Origin of the sequence: Enterobacter sp. BIDMC109, from assembly GCF_001037885.1 — a bacterium.
In the GTDB taxonomy this organism is placed as follows: domain Bacteria; phylum Pseudomonadota; class Gammaproteobacteria; order Enterobacterales; family Enterobacteriaceae; genus Enterobacter; species Enterobacter hormaechei_C.
Genome location: NZ_KQ090002.1, coordinates 4,467,060 through 4,484,482, shown reverse-complemented (window position 1 = coordinate 4,484,482; position 17,423 = coordinate 4,467,060). Strand labels below are relative to the sequence as shown.

Genomic DNA, 17,423 nt, shown 5'->3' with positions numbered 1-17,423 from the left:
GATTGCGGGGTTATTTTTAGTTTAAAACATAAATATTTTCTGAAAAACAATCTTTCCCTCTTCTTATTAAATAAAAACTAATTACAGTGTGCCGTCTTTTCATGTGATATAAATTTATATTAAGTGACAGTTACGCTTGTATTTATTCTTTTATTCCATCAGTGATAATTAATAAAATATTTTTTCTCCTTGTTATTTTCATTTATCAGTTTACTATTTCCTGGCCGGAATAGTTCGGCAATATCAGTTTTAATAATGAAACATGATTATTTATAACTTCAGGATAGTGTCATAATGAATGGAAAACTTTTTAAAAGCGCATTAGTTTGCTCATCTTTGCTTTTAGGTTTGCAGGCGCACGCGGGGAACGGCAATGGTACTGTGCACTTCACAGGCGAAATTATTGACAGCGCCTGTGAGGTTTCTACGCTAACACGAAATCAAACCGTTGACCTTGGTAAAGTCAATAAATCCACCTTTTCTGGTGTAGGCTCGACGGCTTCCGTACAGGCTTTCCAGATCGATCTTGAAAAGTGCCCTGATACATATAAAAAAGCCACCGCTCGCTTCGATGGTACAGAAGATGGAGACGGTTACCTTAAACTGAACGCTGGTGGAGCAACAGGGGTTGCCGTGGCCATCTACAACCGTGCTGACAACAGCTTGCTGAAACTCTATAACCAGTCAGCCAGTGTAGATATCGGCGCTGATGGCAAGGCGACACTGCCGTTCATGGCTCGCTATATTGCTACTTCTGCAACCGTAACGTCAGGTGTGGCAAATGCGGATTCTGAATTTACTATCACTTACAGTAATTAATTTCTAGCTTTCCGAAATATAATCAGGCCTGGCAAGGCAGGTTTCTTTACGTCTAATGGACAGCGAAACCTCGCAGGCCTGTCACAGGATATGATATGCGCAGGCGTTTTATCGACATTTTTATTATTCTTTTTTTAGTCGTGTGTGCCTCTCCCTCCTGGGGTGGAATTATTATTGGTGGCACGCGGGTTATTTTTCCCAGCAATAAAACAGACACTACTATTTCTGTAATAAATAATGATGCTTCCTTACCCTATCTGATTCAGGCATGGGTTGATCCTTTTTTGTCCACAGACAAAACGAAACCACCGTTTACCGTTATTCCTCCTGTTTCAAGGCTGGAGCCAAAACAGGAGCGCGTATTGCGCATTATTAAAACAAAAGGCGATTTACCCACCGATCGGGAATCCGTCTTTTGGCTGAACGTAAAGAATATTCCTCCCACGCCGGATAAACAGTCCAGCAAGCTGGAAATCGCGATTAAAACGCGCATGAAGTTATTCTGGCGGCCAGCCAGCATTACTGAAAAGCCTGAAACCGCCAGCCTGAAAGTTATCTGGCGCAAACAAGGCAATACCCTGATGGTGAATAATCCTACGACTATTCATATCAACGTTATCGATGTTGCTGTAGACGGCAAACCGCTGGATTTGGCGATGATTAAGCCCTTTGAGACGCTCAACATTCCCTTACCCGCTGGTGTCGCGAGTAAGACGCTCACCTGGCATAGCATTAATGATTATGGCTCGATAAGCGACGTCATCAAGCAACCCCTTTGACTCAGGCGAGATGGTTAACGTTGAAGCGCATCTATTTTATGTTATCCCTGGCATCGCTGTGGGTCAGCGGGCACGCTGCTGGTGAAACCTTTAACGCACGGTTGTTAGAAATTGGACATCCGGTCGACGTTGATATCAGTCAGTTTAGCCGGCCCGATAATCTCCCTGAAGGGGATTATCAGGTTGATATTTATATCAACGAGCGCTTTTTTGAGCGCCGTGAAATCCATTTTTTTAGAACAAATAACGAGAGCGCACTCCAGCCCTGTTTCCGCGACTTAAAAAATACGCTGGCTACGTTTGGCATAAAAGTGGATGCCATAAAAGCGCTGGCTACGGTTAACGCCAGCCGCTGCGAGCCCGTTCCACCGCTTACGGGTGCTACATGGGTTCTGGATGACGAAAAGCTCGCGTTACGAGTCTCTATCCCGCAGATTTATATGGATTCTTCAGCGCGTGACGCCATTCCGCCTTCACGTTGGGATCAGGGTATTAATGCCTTGATGGTGAATTATGATTTTTCGACCACCCAGACGTTGAAATCAGACTATGACAGTGACGATCTGTATTATCTGAACATGCGTAGCGGTATTAACCTTGGCAGCTGGCGACTTCGCAACTACAGCACCTTCAACGCAGTCAACAGCAACGGCAGTTATCATTCTGCGAGTACTTATTTACAACGTGATATTGCCAGCCTGCGTAGCCAGATAATGATAGGGGATACCTGGACGGCAAATGATCTGTTCGATAGCAGCCAGGTGCGCGGCGTGCGCCTGTATACCGATAATGACATGCTGCCGGATAGTCTGAATGGCTTCGCACCCGTCGTCCGGGGCATTGCTAAAAGTAATGCCGTCGTCACCATTCGTCAGAATGGCTACATTATCTATCAGTCTGCTGTTCCTCAGGGGCCGTTCGCCCTGACCGATCTCAACACCACCAGCAGTGGGGGCGATCTCGACGTCACGATCAAAGAAGAAGACGGTAGTGAGCAGCATTTTACCCAGCCTTATGCTTCCCTGGCGATATTGCGGCGTGAAGGCCAGACGGACTTTGATATCAGCATTGGCGAACTGAACAACAGCGATCGCTATTCACCTGACTTATTGCAGGCTCAACTTTTACGTGGCATGCAAGGGGGAATGACGCTCTATGGCGGCACACAGTTAGCTGAGAATTACACTGCCATAGCGGCTGGTATTGGTCAGGATCTCGGCGAGATCGGGGCAATATCAATGGATGTCACCCATGCGGCGTCTCGTTTTGTCGATGACACGGAGCAGGGGCAATCCTGGCGTTTTCTCTATTCCAAAACGTTCGATGTAAGTAATACCAGCCTGCGAATAGTAGGCTATCGCTATTCAACGGAAGGATTCTACACCCTGGATGAGTGGGCTTCCCGCAGGAGCGATAGCGAGACGTTCTGGCAAACGGGTAACCGCAGAAGCCGTCTGGAGGGAACGTGGACACAACCTTTTGCACAGGGGTATGGAAATATTTATCTGACGCTGAGTCGGGAACAGTACTGGCGAACGGATAACGTTGAACGGCTGATCCAGATTGGTTACAGCAACAGCTGGAAACAGATGACGTGGAATGCGTCATGGAACTATACCGATACTGCGAATCATCACGATGGTGACTGGGAAGAGGGTGGCGAAAACGAACATGTTTTCATGCTGACACTCTCGCTTCCGCTTTCCCAGTGGTTACCGAACACCTATGCCAACTATAACGTTACTGGCAACAATAAAAACAGCGTCTCCCATCAGGTAGGCCTGAACGGAAGACTGCTTCAGAACAACAACCTGAACTGGAACATACAGCAATCCGTTGATGAAAGTGGCGGCAGTACGGGGGGGAATGCGGGACTGGCCTGGGACGCTACTTATGGCTCCATGAAAGGTAACTATGCCTGGAGCAACGAAGCCCGAAGTCTCAATTACGGCGTCAGCGGCGGCATTTTACTGCATTCAGAAGGTGTCACCTTCTCACAGGAAATGGGTGAAACCGTCGCGCTGGTGAAAGCTCCCGGGGCGGTGGGCCTGGCGGTGGAAAACAGCAGCGGCATCGCAACGGACTGGCGCGGCTACACCGTAAAAACGCAGCTGTCACCCTATGATGAAAATCGTATCGCAATTGGCGACAGCGACTTTGCCTCTGGCAATGTTGAACTGGAAAAAAGCGTCCAGAATCTGGTTCCTACGCGTGGCGCGGTAGTAAAAGCGGAATTCGTTACGCATATCGGCTACCGCATTCTGTTCAATGTTCATCTCAGCAATGGCAAACCTGCGCCTTTTGGGGCAACGGGATCGGCAACGCTGGATACCGGAAGCGTTACGGGCATTGTCGGAGAAGAGGGCGAACTCTATCTCTCAGGCATGCCGGAAAAGGGACAATTTACGTTGACGCTCAACGACGGCGCAACCTGTCGGGCGGAATACACGCTTCAACAACAGCCTGACGCTGGCCTGGTGCAGATGCCCGTCACGTGTCGATAAAGGATTAAAATGAAACTGCAATACGGGCTTTTAGCCTTACTGACCTGCGTCTTTTATGCGCATGCGGCCCCAACCGGTTACTGCGCGCCAGACAATGGCAAATATCATAACTACCTGAATTTTACAGAGCAGTTTTCCATTACGGACAATATAGCCGGAACGTCAACGCTTATTAATGTGAATAACAACAATACCTCGTTTAAAGGTACCTGCTACTGTCTGACCGGGCCGAATCAGAGTTACGATCATACCTATATCACCAGCGTCGTTAATCCGGCGCTGGTGCCTGCGGGAAGCAGGAACAATGTCGCCTATTTTAACCTGAATGATAACGTTGATATCGGCCTGCTTGTTTACATACTCGGTGTCGGTTATACGGCCGTGCCCTTTGATCATCTGCCTAATAAAACCGGTACTCCCTATCAATGTCACAACGGCGTAAGTTCCGCCACCACGTTTTATAGCGGCGGCTCGGGGCAGATCTATTTGTACGTTAAAAAAGCCTTCACCGGGGTGATGACGATCCCGGCGACGGTGGTGGCGAATATCTATGCCACGATCGATCCGCGTACCGTCTCGAATGAGATTATTTCTGATGTGATTGTTCAGGGAACAGTGACGGTTCCTCAATCCTGTGAGATTGACGAGGGGCAGGCCATTGTTTTTGATTTCAATAAAATCCTGGCGTCAGAGTTTTCGTCGACGAAAGGGAAAGCGCTGACCGATCGCAAAATCACGCGTACCGTGAACATCAAATGCACCAATATGATGTTCTACGACAAGCTCGGCGCAACTCTGCATGCCTCAGCCGTGGCTTCTGATAATTCGATGATTGCGACGGACAACGAAGACGTAGGAATTAAGGTCTACGACAAATACAATCGGGAAGTGAATACGAATGGCGGCACCCTTGAAGCAGAAACGACTAAAATTCCCGACATCATGGGGGATACGCTGGGATCGCTGACATTTTCAAGCGCGCCTGCCAGCGCGACGGGAGCGAGACCCAAACCAGGCCAGTTCAATGCAACGGCAACTCTGACGATTGAAATCGCACATTAAAATGACAACGGCTGTTTATGACAGCCGTTGTCATATCAGCTACGCTAAAACTGTTTCATTACAAAAAAGATGACAAAAATATGACCATGTCGTTAATTAATGGCTATATTTTTCGAGTGGTTACATCTGTCACTGGCTTTGTCATAAAACTGTCATATTTCGTACATTTATCTGTCACCTGTTTGTCCTATTTTGCTCATCGTAGCCACTTAAACAATGATTTACGAAATCCTTGCAGGAGACATTATGAAAGTTATGCGTACCACTGTCGCAACTGTTGTCGCCGCGACCTTATCAATGAGCGCTTTCTCTGCCTTTGCAGCAGCAAGCCTGACTGGCGCTGGTGCAACCTTCCCTGCGCCGGTGTATGCCAAATGGGCGGATACCTACCAGAAAGAGACCGGCAACAAGGTCAACTATCAGGGTATCGGCTCCTCCGGTGGCGTAAAACAAATTACCGCGAATACCGTTGATTTCGGCGCATCCGACGCTCCGCTGTCTGATGAGAAACTGAATCAGGAAGGCCTGTTCCAGTTCCCGACCGTGATCGGCGGCGTTGTGCTGGCTGTTAACATCCCTGGCCTGAAATCAGGCGAGCTGGTGCTGGACGGCAAAACCCTGGGTGACATCTACCTGGGCAAAATCAAAAAATGGGATGACGAAGCCATCACTAAGCTGAACCCGGGCGTTAAGCTGCCTTCGCAGAATATCGCGGTGGTTCGTCGTGCTGACGGCTCTGGTACCTCTTTCGTGTTCACCAGCTACCTGGCGAAAGTGAACGAAGAGTGGAAATCTAAAGTCGGTTCCGGCTCTACCGTTAACTGGCCAACCGGTCTGGGCGGTAAAGGCAACGACGGTATCGCAGCCTTCGTACAGCGTCTGCCTGGCTCTATCGGCTACGTAGAATACGCTTACGCTAAGCAGAACAACCTGGCTTACACCAAACTGGTTTCTGCCGACGGCAAACCGGTTAGCCCGACCGAAGAGAACTTCGCCAACGCCGCGAAAGGCGCTGACTGGAGCAAATCCTTCGCGCAGGACCTGACCAACCAGAAAGGCGACGATGCATGGCCTATCACGTCTACCACCTTCATTCTGGTCCACAAAGAGCAGAAGAAACCTGAGCAGGGTGCTGAAGTGCTGAAGTTCTTCGACTGGGCATATAAAAATGGCGGCAAACAGGCTAACGATCTGGATTACGCCAGCCTGCCAGACAGCGTGGTTGAGCAGATCCGTGCTGCATGGAAAACCAACGTGAAAGACAGCAGCGGTAAAGCGCTGTACTAACAGGATATATTTAACGAAGATGGCGGGTGGCGCTGCGCTTACCCGCCCTACGGTTTACTCTGTAGGCCCGGTAAGCGTCAGCGCCACCGGGCATATTCGTAAAAACGTCTCAAAAAGAAGAGTAATTTATGGCTGCAACCAAGCCTGCATTTAACCCTCCGGGTAAAAAAGGTGACATGATTTTCAGCGCGCTGGTGAAACTGGCTGCGCTGATTGTGCTATTGCTGCTGGGCGGCATTATCGTGTCCCTGATTTTCTCCTCCTGGCCGAGCATTCAAAAATTTGGTTTCGCCTTCCTGTGGACCAAAGAGTGGGATGCGCCGAACGATATTTACGGTGCGCTGGTGCCGATTTACGGCACGCTGGTGACCTCTTTTATCGCCCTGCTGATTGCGGTTCCGGTAAGCTTTGGTATTGCCCTGTTCCTGACGGAACTGGCGCCAGGCTGGCTGCGACGTCCGCTGGGTATCGCCATTGAACTGCTGGCGGCCATCCCAAGTATCGTTTACGGCATGTGGGGCCTGTTTATCTTCGCGCCGCTGTTTGCGACGTACTTCCAGGAGCCGGTCGGTAACGTTCTCTCAGCCATTCCGTTTGTGGGGGCGCTGTTCTCCGGCCCGGCATTCGGTATCGGCATTCTGGCGGCAGGTGTGATCCTCGCCATCATGATTATTCCGTACATTGCGGCGGTCATGCGCGATGTCTTCGAACAAACCCCGGTGATGATGAAAGAGTCCGCCTACGGCATCGGCTGCACCACCTGGGAAGTTATCTGGCGCATCGTCCTTCCGTTCACCAAAAATGGGGTGATTGGCGGCATTATGCTGGGCTTAGGTCGCGCGCTTGGTGAAACCATGGCGGTCACCTTTATCATCGGCAACACCTACCAGCTCGACAGCGCCTCGCTTTATATGCCGGGGAACAGTATTACCTCTGCGCTGGCGAACGAATTTGCCGAAGCGGAATCCGGGCTGCACGTCGCCGCGCTGATGGAACTGGGTCTGATCCTGTTTGTTATCACCTTTATTGTGCTGGCTATCTCCAAGCTGATGATTATGCGTCTGGCTAAAAACGAGGGGGCACGCTAATGGCGACTCTCGACATGCAAAACACCGCTCAGCTTGCGGAATCCCGTCGCAAAATGCAGTCAAAGCGCCGGATTAAAAACCGCATTGCGTTGACGCTTTCCATGGCAACGATGGCGTTCGGCCTGTTCTGGCTGATCTGGATCCTGATGTCCACCATCACCCGGGGTATTGATGGAATGTCCCTGGCGCTGTTCACCGAGATGACGCCGCCGCCGAACACGGCGGGTGGTGGTCTGGCAAACGCTCTGGCGGGCAGCGGCCTGTTGATCCTGTGGGCGACCGTTTCCGGTACGCCGTTGGGCATCATGGCGGGTATCTATCTGGCGGAATATGGCCGCAAGTCCTGGATCGCTGAAGTCATCCGCTTCATTAACGACATTCTGCTTTCTGCCCCGTCGATTGTCGTGGGTCTGTTTGTTTACACCATCGTGGTGGCGCAAATGGAACACTTCTCCGGCTGGGCGGGTGTGATTGCGCTGGCGCTGTTGCAGGTGCCTATCGTTATTCGTACCACTGAAAACATGCTGAAACTGGTGCCGGACAGCCTGCGTGAAGCGGCTTACGCGCTGGGTACGCCTAAATGGAAGATGATTTCGGCTATCACCCTGAAAGCGTCCGTCTCGGGGATCATGACCGGTATCCTGCTGGCTATCGCCCGTATCGCCGGTGAAACCGCACCGCTGCTGTTTACCGCCCTCTCCAATCAGTTCTGGAGCACGGACATGATGCAGCCGATCGCCAACCTGCCGGTGACGATCTTTAAATTTGCGATGAGCCCATTCGCGGAATGGCAGCAGCTGGCCTGGGCCGGGGTGCTGATCATCACCCTTTGCGTACTGTTGCTGAACATTCTGGCGCGCGTCATTTTCGCGAAGAAGAAACACGGTTAAATTTTTACGGCGCGGCACATCGCGGCGCCGAATGAGGAAATGAGTCAATGAGTATGGTTGATACTGCCCCGGGTAAGATTCAGGTTCGTGATTTGAACTTCTACTACGGCAAATTCCATGCCCTGAAGAATATCAACCTGGATATCGCAAAGAACCAGGTAACGGCATTCATCGGTCCGTCCGGCTGTGGCAAATCCACGCTGCTGCGCACCTTTAACAAAATGTATTCGCTCTATCCGGAGCAGCGCGCAGAAGGTGAAATTCTGCTGGACGGTGACAACATCCTGACCAATACCCAGGATATCGCCCTGCTGCGTGCGAAAGTGGGGATGGTATTCCAGAAACCCACGCCGTTCCCGATGTCGATCTATGACAACATCGCCTTTGGTGTGCGTCTGTTTGAGAAGCTCTCCCGTGCGGATATGGACGAGCGCGTGCAGTGGGCATTGACCAAGGCCGCATTATGGAACGAAACCAAAGATAAACTTCACCAGAGTGGGTACTCTCTCTCCGGTGGTCAGCAGCAGCGTCTGTGCATTGCGCGCGGTATCGCCATTCGCCCGGAAGTCTTGCTGCTGGATGAGCCGTGCTCAGCCCTGGACCCGATCTCAACCGGGCGTATCGAAGAGCTGATCACCGAGCTGAAGCAGGATTACACCGTGGTGATCGTGACCCACAACATGCAGCAGGCTGCACGTTGTTCTGACCACACGGCGTTTATGTACCTGGGCGAGTTGATTGAGTTCAGCGATACGGACGCGCTGTTCACTCGTCCGGCGAAGAAACAAACCGAAGATTATATTACTGGCCGCTACGGTTGATTTGCCTTAGTGCATGTGGAGAAACCATGGACAACCTCAATCTTAATAAACACATTTCCGGCCAGTTTAACGCAGAACTGGAAAGCATTCGCACCCAGGTGATGACCATGGGCGGCATGGTCGAGCAGCAGCTTTCTGACGCGATCACGGCGATGCACAACCAGGACAGCGAGCTGGCTAAGCGCGTTATTGAAGGCGACCACAACGTCAATATGATGGAAGTCGCCATCGACGAAGCCTGCGTGCGCATCATTGCGAAGCGTCAGCCGACGGCGAGCGACCTGCGTCTGGTGATGGCGATCATCAAAACCATCGCCGAGCTGGAGCGTATCGGTGACGTGGCGGATAAAATCTGCCGTACCGCGCTGGAGAAATTCTCCCAGCAGCACCAGCCGCTGCTGGTGAGCCTGGAGTCTCTCGGGCGCCACACCGTGCAGATGCTGCACGACGTGCTGGACGCTTTCGCGCGCATGGATCTGGACGAAGCGGTCCGTATCTACCGTGAAGACAAGAAAGTTGACCAGCAATACGAAGGCATTGTGCGTCAGCTGATGACCTACATGATGGAAGATTCTCGTACCATTCCAAGCGTACTGACCGCGCTGTTCTGTGCGCGCTCCATCGAGCGTATCGGTGACCGTTGCCAGAACATTTGCGAATACATTTTCTATTTCGTGAAGGGGCAGGATTTCCGACACGTGGGCGGCGACGAGCTGGACAAGCTGCTGGCGGGTAAAGATCCGAAAGAGTGATATGTGTGGCGGGTGGCGCTAACGCTTACCCGCCCTACGTTAATTCAACGCGTAATATCCCACCCGCGCGCCTTCCACAACGCTGGCAGTTGCGCCAGATCGGTAAAGGTTGTCACTTTTGGATGGTCGATCGGCTTGTTGTGCGGATCGGCGCAGAAGTAAAATACCTCCATCCCCGCATCAATCCCTGACTGCGCGCCGGCAGATGAGTCATCCACCAGAATGCAGTTCTCCACGTTGACGTTCATCGCCTTCGCCGCGTGGAACATCAGCGCCGGATCGGGCTTCCAGCGCTGGATATCGTAGCCGCTGAACAGTTTTTCCGGGAAGTGGTGCAACATCTCCAGCTTGCCGAGCGAGTGCTGCATTTTGCTGACCGGTCCGTTAGAGACCACGCAGATTGGCACCGTCATCGCATCCAGCAGCGCGTTAGCGCCGGCGATAACTTCCAGCTCGGCGTCGAAGAGGCGTGCGACCTCGGCGCGGTACACCGGTTCCAGATCCGCTTTCACCAGATCCACCCCGTGCTCTTCGTTAATGATGTCGATGATCTCGTACAGCTTCACGCCCTTAAAGCGTTTAAACACCTCTTCGAGATCGAGCGTAATACCAAATTCCTGGAACATGGCGACATACGCGCGGGAACAAATGACCTCACTGTCGACCAGCGTACCGTCACAGTCGAAAAATACCGCTTCAATTTCGGACATGCCTTTCCCTTTTAACAAGTTTAACGTTTTCGTACGGCAGTTCACCGGGACGCAATCGTTGCCGTATAAGCAAAATCAATGAAAAAAGTATCCCGTAACCGCCACTATTGTCGCATTTTGGTATAGGATAGCGACGAATTTTCCCTCCTTGTTCGGAAATTGATGATGAGTCAACAACACACTACCCAGACGTCTGGTCAGGGGCTGCTTGAGCGCGTGTTCAAACTGCGCGAGCACGGCACAACGGCACGCACCGAAGTGATCGCCGGTTTTACTACCTTCCTGACGATGGTCTATATCGTTTTCGTTAACCCGCAAATTCTGGGCGTGGCTGGCATGGACACCAGCGCCGTCTTTGTAACCACCTGTCTGATCGCGGCCCTTGGCAGCATCCTGATGGGCGTTTTCGCTAATCTGCCCGTGGCGCTGGCCCCGGCAATGGGTCTGAATGCGTTCTTTGCGTTCGTGGTGGTTCAGGCGATGGGCCTGCCGTGGCAGGTTGGGATGGGCGCTATTTTCTGGGGCGCGGTCGGCCTGCTGCTGCTGACCATCTTCCGCGTGCGCTACTGGATGATTGCGAACATTCCCGTGAGCCTGCGCGTGGGCATCACCAGCGGTATCGGTCTGTTCATCGGCATGATGGGGCTGAAAAACGCTGGCGTTATCGTGGCGAACCCGGAAACGCTGGTGAGCATTGGTAACCTGACCTCTCACAGCGTGCTGCTGGGCGTGCTGGGCTTCTTTATCATCGCGATCCTGGCATCGCGCAACATCCATGCTGCGGTGCTGGTCTCTATCATTGTGACCACGCTGCTGGGCTGGATGCTGGGTGACGTGCATTACAGCGGTATCGTCTCTGCGCCACCGAGCGTCTCTACCGTGATTGGCCACGTTGATCTGGCGGGCTCGCTGAACCTGGGACTGGCCGGGGTGATTTTCTCCTTCATGCTGGTCAACCTGTTTGACTCCTCCGGTACGCTGATTGGCGTGACCGACAAAGCGGGTCTGGCAGATGAAAAAGGCAAATTCCCGCGCATGAAGCAGGCGCTGTATGTGGATAGCATCTCTTCCGTTGCTGGCTCTTTCATCGGTACCTCGTCTGTTACCGCTTACATTGAATCCTCTTCCGGTGTGTCCGTGGGTGGTCGTACCGGCCTGACGGCGGTAGTTGTGGGTCTGCTATTCCTGCTGGTGATCTTCCTCTCTCCGCTGGCGGGGATGGTGCCACCATACGCGGCAGCCGGCGCGCTGATCTACGTCGGCGTGCTGATGACCTCAAGCCTGGCGCGCGTGAAGTGGGAAGATCTGACGGAAGCTGTTCCGGCATTTATTACCGCGGTGATGATGCCGTTCAGCTTCTCGATCACCGAAGGTATCGCGCTGGGCTTTATCTCTTACTGCGTGATGAAGATCGGTACCGGCCGCTTCCGCGAACTTAGCCCGTGCGTGATTATTGTGGCGCTGCTGTTTGTGCTGAAGATTGTGTTTATTGATGCACACTAAGATGCTGGTGGTGTCAGGTGGCGCTTCGCTTACCTGACCTACTGACGAGTGTAGGCCCGGTAAGCGCTAGCGCCACCGGGCTTTTTTATCAGGCCTTCACCCGCTTAATATAATCCCCAAACGCGGTCAGCTGGCCAGAGAGATGGTCACGCGTACTCTGATCCACCACTTCACCCGTCTGCGGGTCGACCTTGTTCTGAATCACGCCGCCCATAAATTCCGGCTTGTTCATCACCATCGCATCCAGGAACACCAGGATCTGACGCAGGTGATACTGGCAGCGCGCGCCGCCGATGGCGCCCATTGAGCTGGTCTGGATCAGCACAGGTTTACCAGACAGCGGCTGCTCCGGTAAACGGGACAGCCAGTCAATGGCGTTCTTCAAACCACCCGGCACCGAGTAGTTATACTCAGGCGTCACAATCACCACGCCGTCAGCCTGACGGATTTGCTCGGCTATCGCTTCCACACTCTGCGGGAACCCTTCTTCCTGCTGAACGTCAGCATCATAAAGCGGGATGTCGCCAATGGACGGCAGGGCACTGATCTCCATTCCCGCAGGCGCCAGCTGCGGCAGCGTACGGGCAACCATCCCGTTAAAAGAACCTTTGCGCAGGCTTCCCAGTAACGTAACAACTTTCAACGTATCAGACATGATTACTCCTGTTTCATCATGATGATCCTGGACGGATCAGCTATGGGTGTATGCTTTTTCTGCCGGTAAACTGGTTAATCGCATCAGGCGCGCGGCGGGCTCGTTGGCGCGCTCAGGTACATCCGGAAGACTACGCCAACCGCGAGTGCTGTCAAACTCCCAGATTTTCAGCCGTTCGATGGCGGGGGTCACCGCAACGGACCAGATCAGTACGTCCTCAGCGTCGCAGAGTGCCTCTACCAGCGAGGCTTTTGTCGCGCGCAGGCGTCCGGAGCCGGGGAGCAGCTGCAACAGGCTGGCGTCGTCTGACGCCGCGCCGCTCAGTTTGCGGATGCTCTGGCGAAGGGTGATGAGCTGCGCTCTGGCTTCAACGGGGTCGTTCTGGTTACGTATCCACAGCTTTTCATTACTGGAGAGCGGGTATTCATCGAGCGCGTTAGCACCATGGAAGCTGCGCGTGACGCGTTGTAGCTCCATATCCAGGCCGCAATCACCTTCCGTCGTCAGCGCGACGCCAACAATGTTGCCGGTGTACGCAATGGAAAAATGGGGGAGTGCCGGGTCCGCAAAAACCGGGCGACCTTCTGGCTGGGTGAGTATGTCCGGTAATTCGCTGGTGCCGTAGAGCATAAAAAGCAGTTCTGCGAGGAGCGCTCGGGAAGCTAAAAACCGCGTCCTGCGGTGTTCAGGTAGTTTGAGCGCCTCATTGTGACAGGCTGAAGAAAGTCTGGCCGATACGAGATGCCCTTCCGTTAATGTTCCTCGTGCAAAGTGCGTAGCCATTTTTCGCTCCTTGATAATGGTCGTAGTCGGTTAAACGGTTACATGATTATCGCTTAACTCAGCTTCTGTTTTAATCAGTAAATGGAAATAAGAGAAGCCTGAGCACCGAACTTTACATTATCTTAGGCAAAAACCTGACCTGGTGCGGTATACAGCGCTTTGATCGTCTCGCGCAGCCAGAGGATTTTCGGATTATGGCTGTTCCGTTTATGCCAGATCAGCGTGAAGGGGACGGTGAGCTTTTCTGCCTGCGCCTCATCGATGGGAATGGGCAGACAGACCAGATTACGCTGGTGGAGTTGATTGTAGTGATGGCAGTAGTGCGGCGCAGTGGCAATGTAGTTGTGATCCGGCTGGGCCGCCATAAACATCGACTGTTCAAAACCGGGCAAACTCATGGCGATGTTACGCTCCCGACCCATCTCTCTTAGCACCTCATCGAGCGCCCAGGTGTCGCTGCGTTCCCAGAAGATGCTGATATGCGGGTAGCGCAGAAACGTCTCCAGATCCCATGCTTCCTGGAGCGCGGGATGATCCTCGCGCAAATACACGCACGGACGGTCACTGAACAGGATTTCGTAGTCGATAAACCACGGCATCAGCTTTAGCAGTTCGCGCGAGCGAGGGTGCGTTTCACGCCCGGTGAAGCCCAGATCCACTTCTCCGCGCGTAATGGCGTCCAGCGAATCGTAATCCCATTGGCGCAGCTTCACCGTCGCCTGTGGGTAGCGTTCATTCACCTGCTCCAGCAGGGTATTAAAGCGGATCAGCATCAGCGGTGTTTCGGCGGCGAGCACAAACTTAAGCCCGCCAGGAGAGCTATGGTGGAATTTATCGAGGATCTGGTTGCCAATCTGCATCCAGTCGGCCAAATCCTGTTCCAGACTCACCGTCAGCGGTGTGGGCAATAGCCCTAAAGGCGTTTTCACAAACAGCGGATCGTCGAACCAGTCGCGCAGCTTCGCCAGCGATTTACTCACCGCGGACGGCGTCACGTTCATCCGCTTCGCGGCTTTGGTGACGCTGCGCTCCTGCAACAAAAGTTGCAGGCAAAGTAAAAGATTAAGATCGAGACTGCTGATGGGCTTCTTCATAGTGCGCCGCGGGCTGGATGACCATAAGTAAGGTAATGCAGAGTATGCTACAGCCAATCAGAACCCCGATCAGCATATTCAGCGCGTTAAGGCCGATCACCGCCGCCAGCCAAATCCACAGTGACGAACCGCAGACCTGCGCAATGCCCAGCACCGAGCTTGCCACGCCAGCCCGCAGCGAAAACGGGCCAAGCGCCTGACTCATCGCCACACCAAAGCCGACGGAGAATCCGGCGCAGATCAGAGTAATGCCCACCAGCATTACAGCGTGTGAGGTGGCGGTCGCCAGGATCACGCCTGCGGCGAGGAACAGCGTCTGTGATGTGAGCATCAGCGTGCGCTGGCGGAAGATGTTGAGCGCAAAGGGCGTGGAGAATGAAACCGCCATGCTCACCATCGCGGTTAGCGCCATCACCGTCGAATACTCACCGCGATCGAAGCCCATCGTCTCCATCAGCAACACCGGGGAAACGTTTACATAGGTGAGGATCACCGCCACGCTAAGCGTGGTGATTGTCAGCCGACTCAGGAAAAAGCGATTCATCAGCTTTTCAGCCGGATGGAGGGTTGCGGTGTGATATGGCTGTTGCGAACCGGGATGGGTCTCTTTCAGCACCGTCACGGACAGGATAAAGACGATGGCGCCCATTGCGGCCATGGTCCAGAAAAGACTCTGCCACGGAAATTTAAGCATAATCAGGTAGCCTACAACCGGTGCCAGCACCGGGATGATGCAGGTAATGCCGTTCAGCATCGACAGCACTTTAGCGCGGCGCTGGGCGCTTAAGGTATCGCGAAGAATAGCAAACGCCACCACGTAACAGCCACCCGCGCCAATGCCCTGGATAAAACGGCCTGACAGGAACATTGTGCTTTCCTGAGCTACTGAAGACAGTACTGATGCCAGCGCAAAGATAACTGCACCCGTAATGGCGACGGGCTGACGGCCTGCTTTATCCGCGATTTTCCCGGCAAATACCATCGACGACGCCATTCCCGCGAGGTAGGCCGAAAACGCGATGTGCAGCTGCGCCTCGCTGGCGCCCAGATCGCGGGCAATATGCGGTAGCCCCACCAGATACATATCAATGCCGGACGGATACAGCAGAACCAGCGCAAAACTACAGAACAGAAAACGAGCCATAAATCCCCCATAGATGCAGGCAAGCAGGATAGGGGGCGTGGAGGGATTAAGCGAGTTGCCATTTGGACAATGGTGATTTCCCTGGAGGAAATCACCCTGTATTAACGGGAATTACTTACCAATGCAGAAGCTCGAGAAAATCCGTCCCAGCAAATCGTCCGACGTAAACTCCCCGGTGATCTCGCTCAGGTTCTGCTGCGCCAGACGCAGCTCTTCCGCCAGCAGTTCACCGGCCCACGCGCCGATCAGCTGGGCTTTACCCTGCTCAAGGTGGCGAGCCGCCTCTTCCAGCGCCTGCAAGTGACGACGACGTGCCAGGAAGCCGCCCTCCATACTGGTGTCGAAGCCCATGCTCTGTTTGAGATGGCTACGCAGGGCTTCCACGCCTTCACCGGTACGGGCCGACAGGCGAATAAGTGAGTGACCATTCACATCGCTGATGCCCAGCGTTTCGCCGGTAACGTCGGCCTTGTTGCGCACCACGGTGATCGGCAGTTTAGCCGGGAGACGGGCGATAAAGTCTGGCCAGATTTCAGCCGGGTCAACGGCGTCGGTTGTGGTGCCGTCCACCATAAACAGCACGCGGTCGGCCTGCTCGATCTCCTGCCAGGCGCGTTCGATACCGATACGCTCGACTTCATCGCTCGCATCGCGCAGGCCAGCAGTGTCGATGATGTGCAGCGGCATGCCGTCGATATGGATATGTTCGCGCAGGACATCGCGGGTGGTGCCGGCTATGTCGGTCACGATCGCCGCTTCACGGCCCGCCAGGGCGTTCAGCAGGCTCGATTTTCCGGCATTGGGGCGACCAGCAATCACCACCTTCATTCCTTCACGCAGCAGGCTGCCCTGGCGCGCTTCGGCGCGAACGGCATCGAGATCGTTCATCACCTGGTTGAGCTGAGCTTCAATTTTACCGTCTGAGAGGAAGTCGATCTCCTCGTCCGGGAAGTCGATAGCCGCTTCGACATAGATTCGCAGGTGAGTAAGTGCTTCCACAAGGTGATTCACGCGTGCGGAAAATGCCCCCTGCAACGAGTTCAGCGCGGAGCGGGCTGCCTGTTCGGAACTGGCGTCGATCAGGTCGGCAATCGCCTCGGCCTGCGCCAGGTCGAGCTTATCGTTGAGGAAAGCACGCTCGGAGAACTCACCCGGCTTTGCAATGCGCAGGCCAGGCAGGGTCAGAATACGTTTTAACAGCAGGTCGAGGATCACCGGGCCGCCGTGACCCTGAAGCTCCAGCACGTCTTCGCCGGTGAAGGAGTTTGGGCCGGGGAACCACAGCGCGATGCCCTGGTCCAGCGGTGTGCCGTCGGCATCCTTAAACGGCAGATAATCAGCGTAGCGCGGCTTTGGCAGTTTACCCAGCACCGCTTCGGCCACCTCACGCGCCTTCAGGCCGGAGATGCGCAGAATGCCTACACCACCGCGTCCCGGTGGGGTTGCCTGGGCGACGATAGTGTCGTTATGGCTCATGGTTGCTCTCGTTCAATACAAATAAAAAAGGCGGTCAATCGACCGCCCTTATTTTA

16 protein-coding genes are annotated in these 17,423 nt (G+C 53.6%); 10 read left to right on the top strand and 6 right to left on the bottom strand.

What is annotated here, in order from left to right; genetic code table 11:
* Positions 1-294 precede the first annotated feature (294 nt).
* The 9 genes from SK62_RS21120 (at position 295) to phoU (ending at position 10,002) form a co-directional block, all read left to right on the top strand.
* Complete coding sequence (locus SK62_RS21120; RefSeq protein ID WP_047718294.1) at positions 295-819, top strand: fimbrial protein; 525 nt, start codon at positions 295-297, stop codon at positions 817-819.
* A 95-nt stretch (positions 820-914) separates the two neighbouring features.
* Complete coding sequence (locus SK62_RS21115) at positions 915-1,598, top strand: fimbrial chaperone (protein WP_047718295.1); 684 nt, start codon at positions 915-917, stop codon at positions 1,596-1,598.
* 38 nt (positions 1,599-1,636) lie between these two features.
* Entirely contained in the window at positions 1,637-4,102 is a 2,466-nt protein-coding gene (locus SK62_RS21110) for a fimbria/pilus outer membrane usher protein (RefSeq protein WP_047050608.1), read from the top strand.
* Positions 4,103-4,111: 9 nt separating this feature from the next.
* Positions 4,112-5,164, top strand: coding sequence for a fimbrial protein (locus tag SK62_RS21105; protein ID WP_047050610.1), 1,053 nt, complete (start codon positions 4,112-4,114; stop codon positions 5,162-5,164).
* Between the two features lie 246 nt (positions 5,165-5,410).
* Positions 5,411-6,451, top strand: coding sequence for a phosphate ABC transporter substrate-binding protein PstS (pstS, locus tag SK62_RS21100; protein WP_017383706.1), 1,041 nt, complete (start codon positions 5,411-5,413; stop codon positions 6,449-6,451).
* Between the two features lie 128 nt (positions 6,452-6,579).
* Positions 6,580-7,539, top strand: a complete 960-nt coding sequence (pstC, locus tag SK62_RS21095) for a phosphate ABC transporter permease PstC (RefSeq protein WP_015570141.1) — start codon at positions 6,580-6,582, stop codon at positions 7,537-7,539.
* Complete coding sequence (pstA, locus tag SK62_RS21090; protein WP_047718297.1) at positions 7,539-8,429, top strand: phosphate ABC transporter permease PstA; 891 nt, start codon at positions 7,539-7,541, stop codon at positions 8,427-8,429. The genes pstC and pstA overlap by 1 nt, the downstream gene beginning before the upstream one ends.
* Positions 8,430-8,476: 47 nt before the next feature.
* Positions 8,477-9,250, top strand: a complete 774-nt coding sequence (gene pstB / locus SK62_RS21085) for a phosphate ABC transporter ATP-binding protein PstB (protein ID WP_003861154.1) — start codon at positions 8,477-8,479, stop codon at positions 9,248-9,250.
* A 26-nt stretch (positions 9,251-9,276) separates the two neighbouring features.
* On the top strand, positions 9,277-10,002 hold the full coding sequence (gene phoU, locus SK62_RS21080) for a phosphate signaling complex protein PhoU (protein WP_047718299.1): 726 nt from the start codon (positions 9,277-9,279) through the stop codon (positions 10,000-10,002).
* Between the two features lie 44 nt (positions 10,003-10,046).
* Here phoU and yieH read toward each other — a convergent pair whose 3' ends face one another.
* Positions 10,047-10,712 (bottom strand): 6-phosphogluconate phosphatase, encoded by a 666-nt coding sequence (yieH, locus tag SK62_RS21075; RefSeq protein WP_045339492.1) that lies wholly within the window; start codon positions 10,710-10,712, stop codon positions 10,047-10,049.
* 165 nt (positions 10,713-10,877) lie between these two features.
* Here yieH and adeP point away from each other — a divergent pair, with 165 nt between their 5' ends.
* On the top strand, positions 10,878-12,215 hold the full coding sequence (adeP, locus tag SK62_RS21070) for an adenine permease AdeP (protein WP_137984248.1): 1,338 nt from the start codon (positions 10,878-10,880) through the stop codon (positions 12,213-12,215).
* Between the two features lie 88 nt (positions 12,216-12,303).
* Here the strand turns inward: adeP and SK62_RS21065 are convergent, their stop codons facing one another.
* The 5 genes from SK62_RS21065 to mnmE all read right to left on the bottom strand — a co-directional run bounded on the left by SK62_RS21065 (position 12,304) and on the right by mnmE (position 17,367).
* Positions 12,304-12,870 (bottom strand): NADPH-dependent FMN reductase, encoded by a 567-nt coding sequence (locus SK62_RS21065; protein WP_003861147.1) that lies wholly within the window; start codon positions 12,868-12,870, stop codon positions 12,304-12,306.
* A 36-nt stretch (positions 12,871-12,906) separates the two neighbouring features.
* On the bottom strand, positions 12,907-13,653 hold the full coding sequence (locus SK62_RS21060) for a 4'-phosphopantetheinyl transferase family protein (RefSeq protein ID WP_032103312.1): 747 nt from the start codon (positions 13,651-13,653) through the stop codon (positions 12,907-12,909).
* Between the two features lie 122 nt (positions 13,654-13,775).
* Positions 13,776-14,747, bottom strand: coding sequence for an HTH-type transcriptional regulator YidZ (gene yidZ / locus SK62_RS21055; RefSeq protein ID WP_017383702.1), 972 nt, complete (start codon positions 14,745-14,747; stop codon positions 13,776-13,778).
* A complete protein-coding gene (locus tag SK62_RS21050) occupies positions 14,716-15,891 on the bottom strand; it encodes an MFS transporter (protein ID WP_015570137.1) in 1,176 nt (391 codons plus the stop codon). The genes yidZ and SK62_RS21050 overlap by 32 nt, the downstream gene beginning before the upstream one ends.
* Before the next feature lie 111 nt (positions 15,892-16,002).
* Positions 16,003-17,367 carry a tRNA uridine-5-carboxymethylaminomethyl(34) synthesis GTPase MnmE gene (gene mnmE, locus SK62_RS21045; RefSeq protein ID WP_015570136.1) on the bottom strand — a complete coding sequence of 455 codons (1,365 nt, stop codon included), beginning with the start codon at positions 17,365-17,367 and terminating at the stop codon, positions 16,003-16,005.
* Positions 17,368-17,423: the final 56 nt, after the last annotated feature.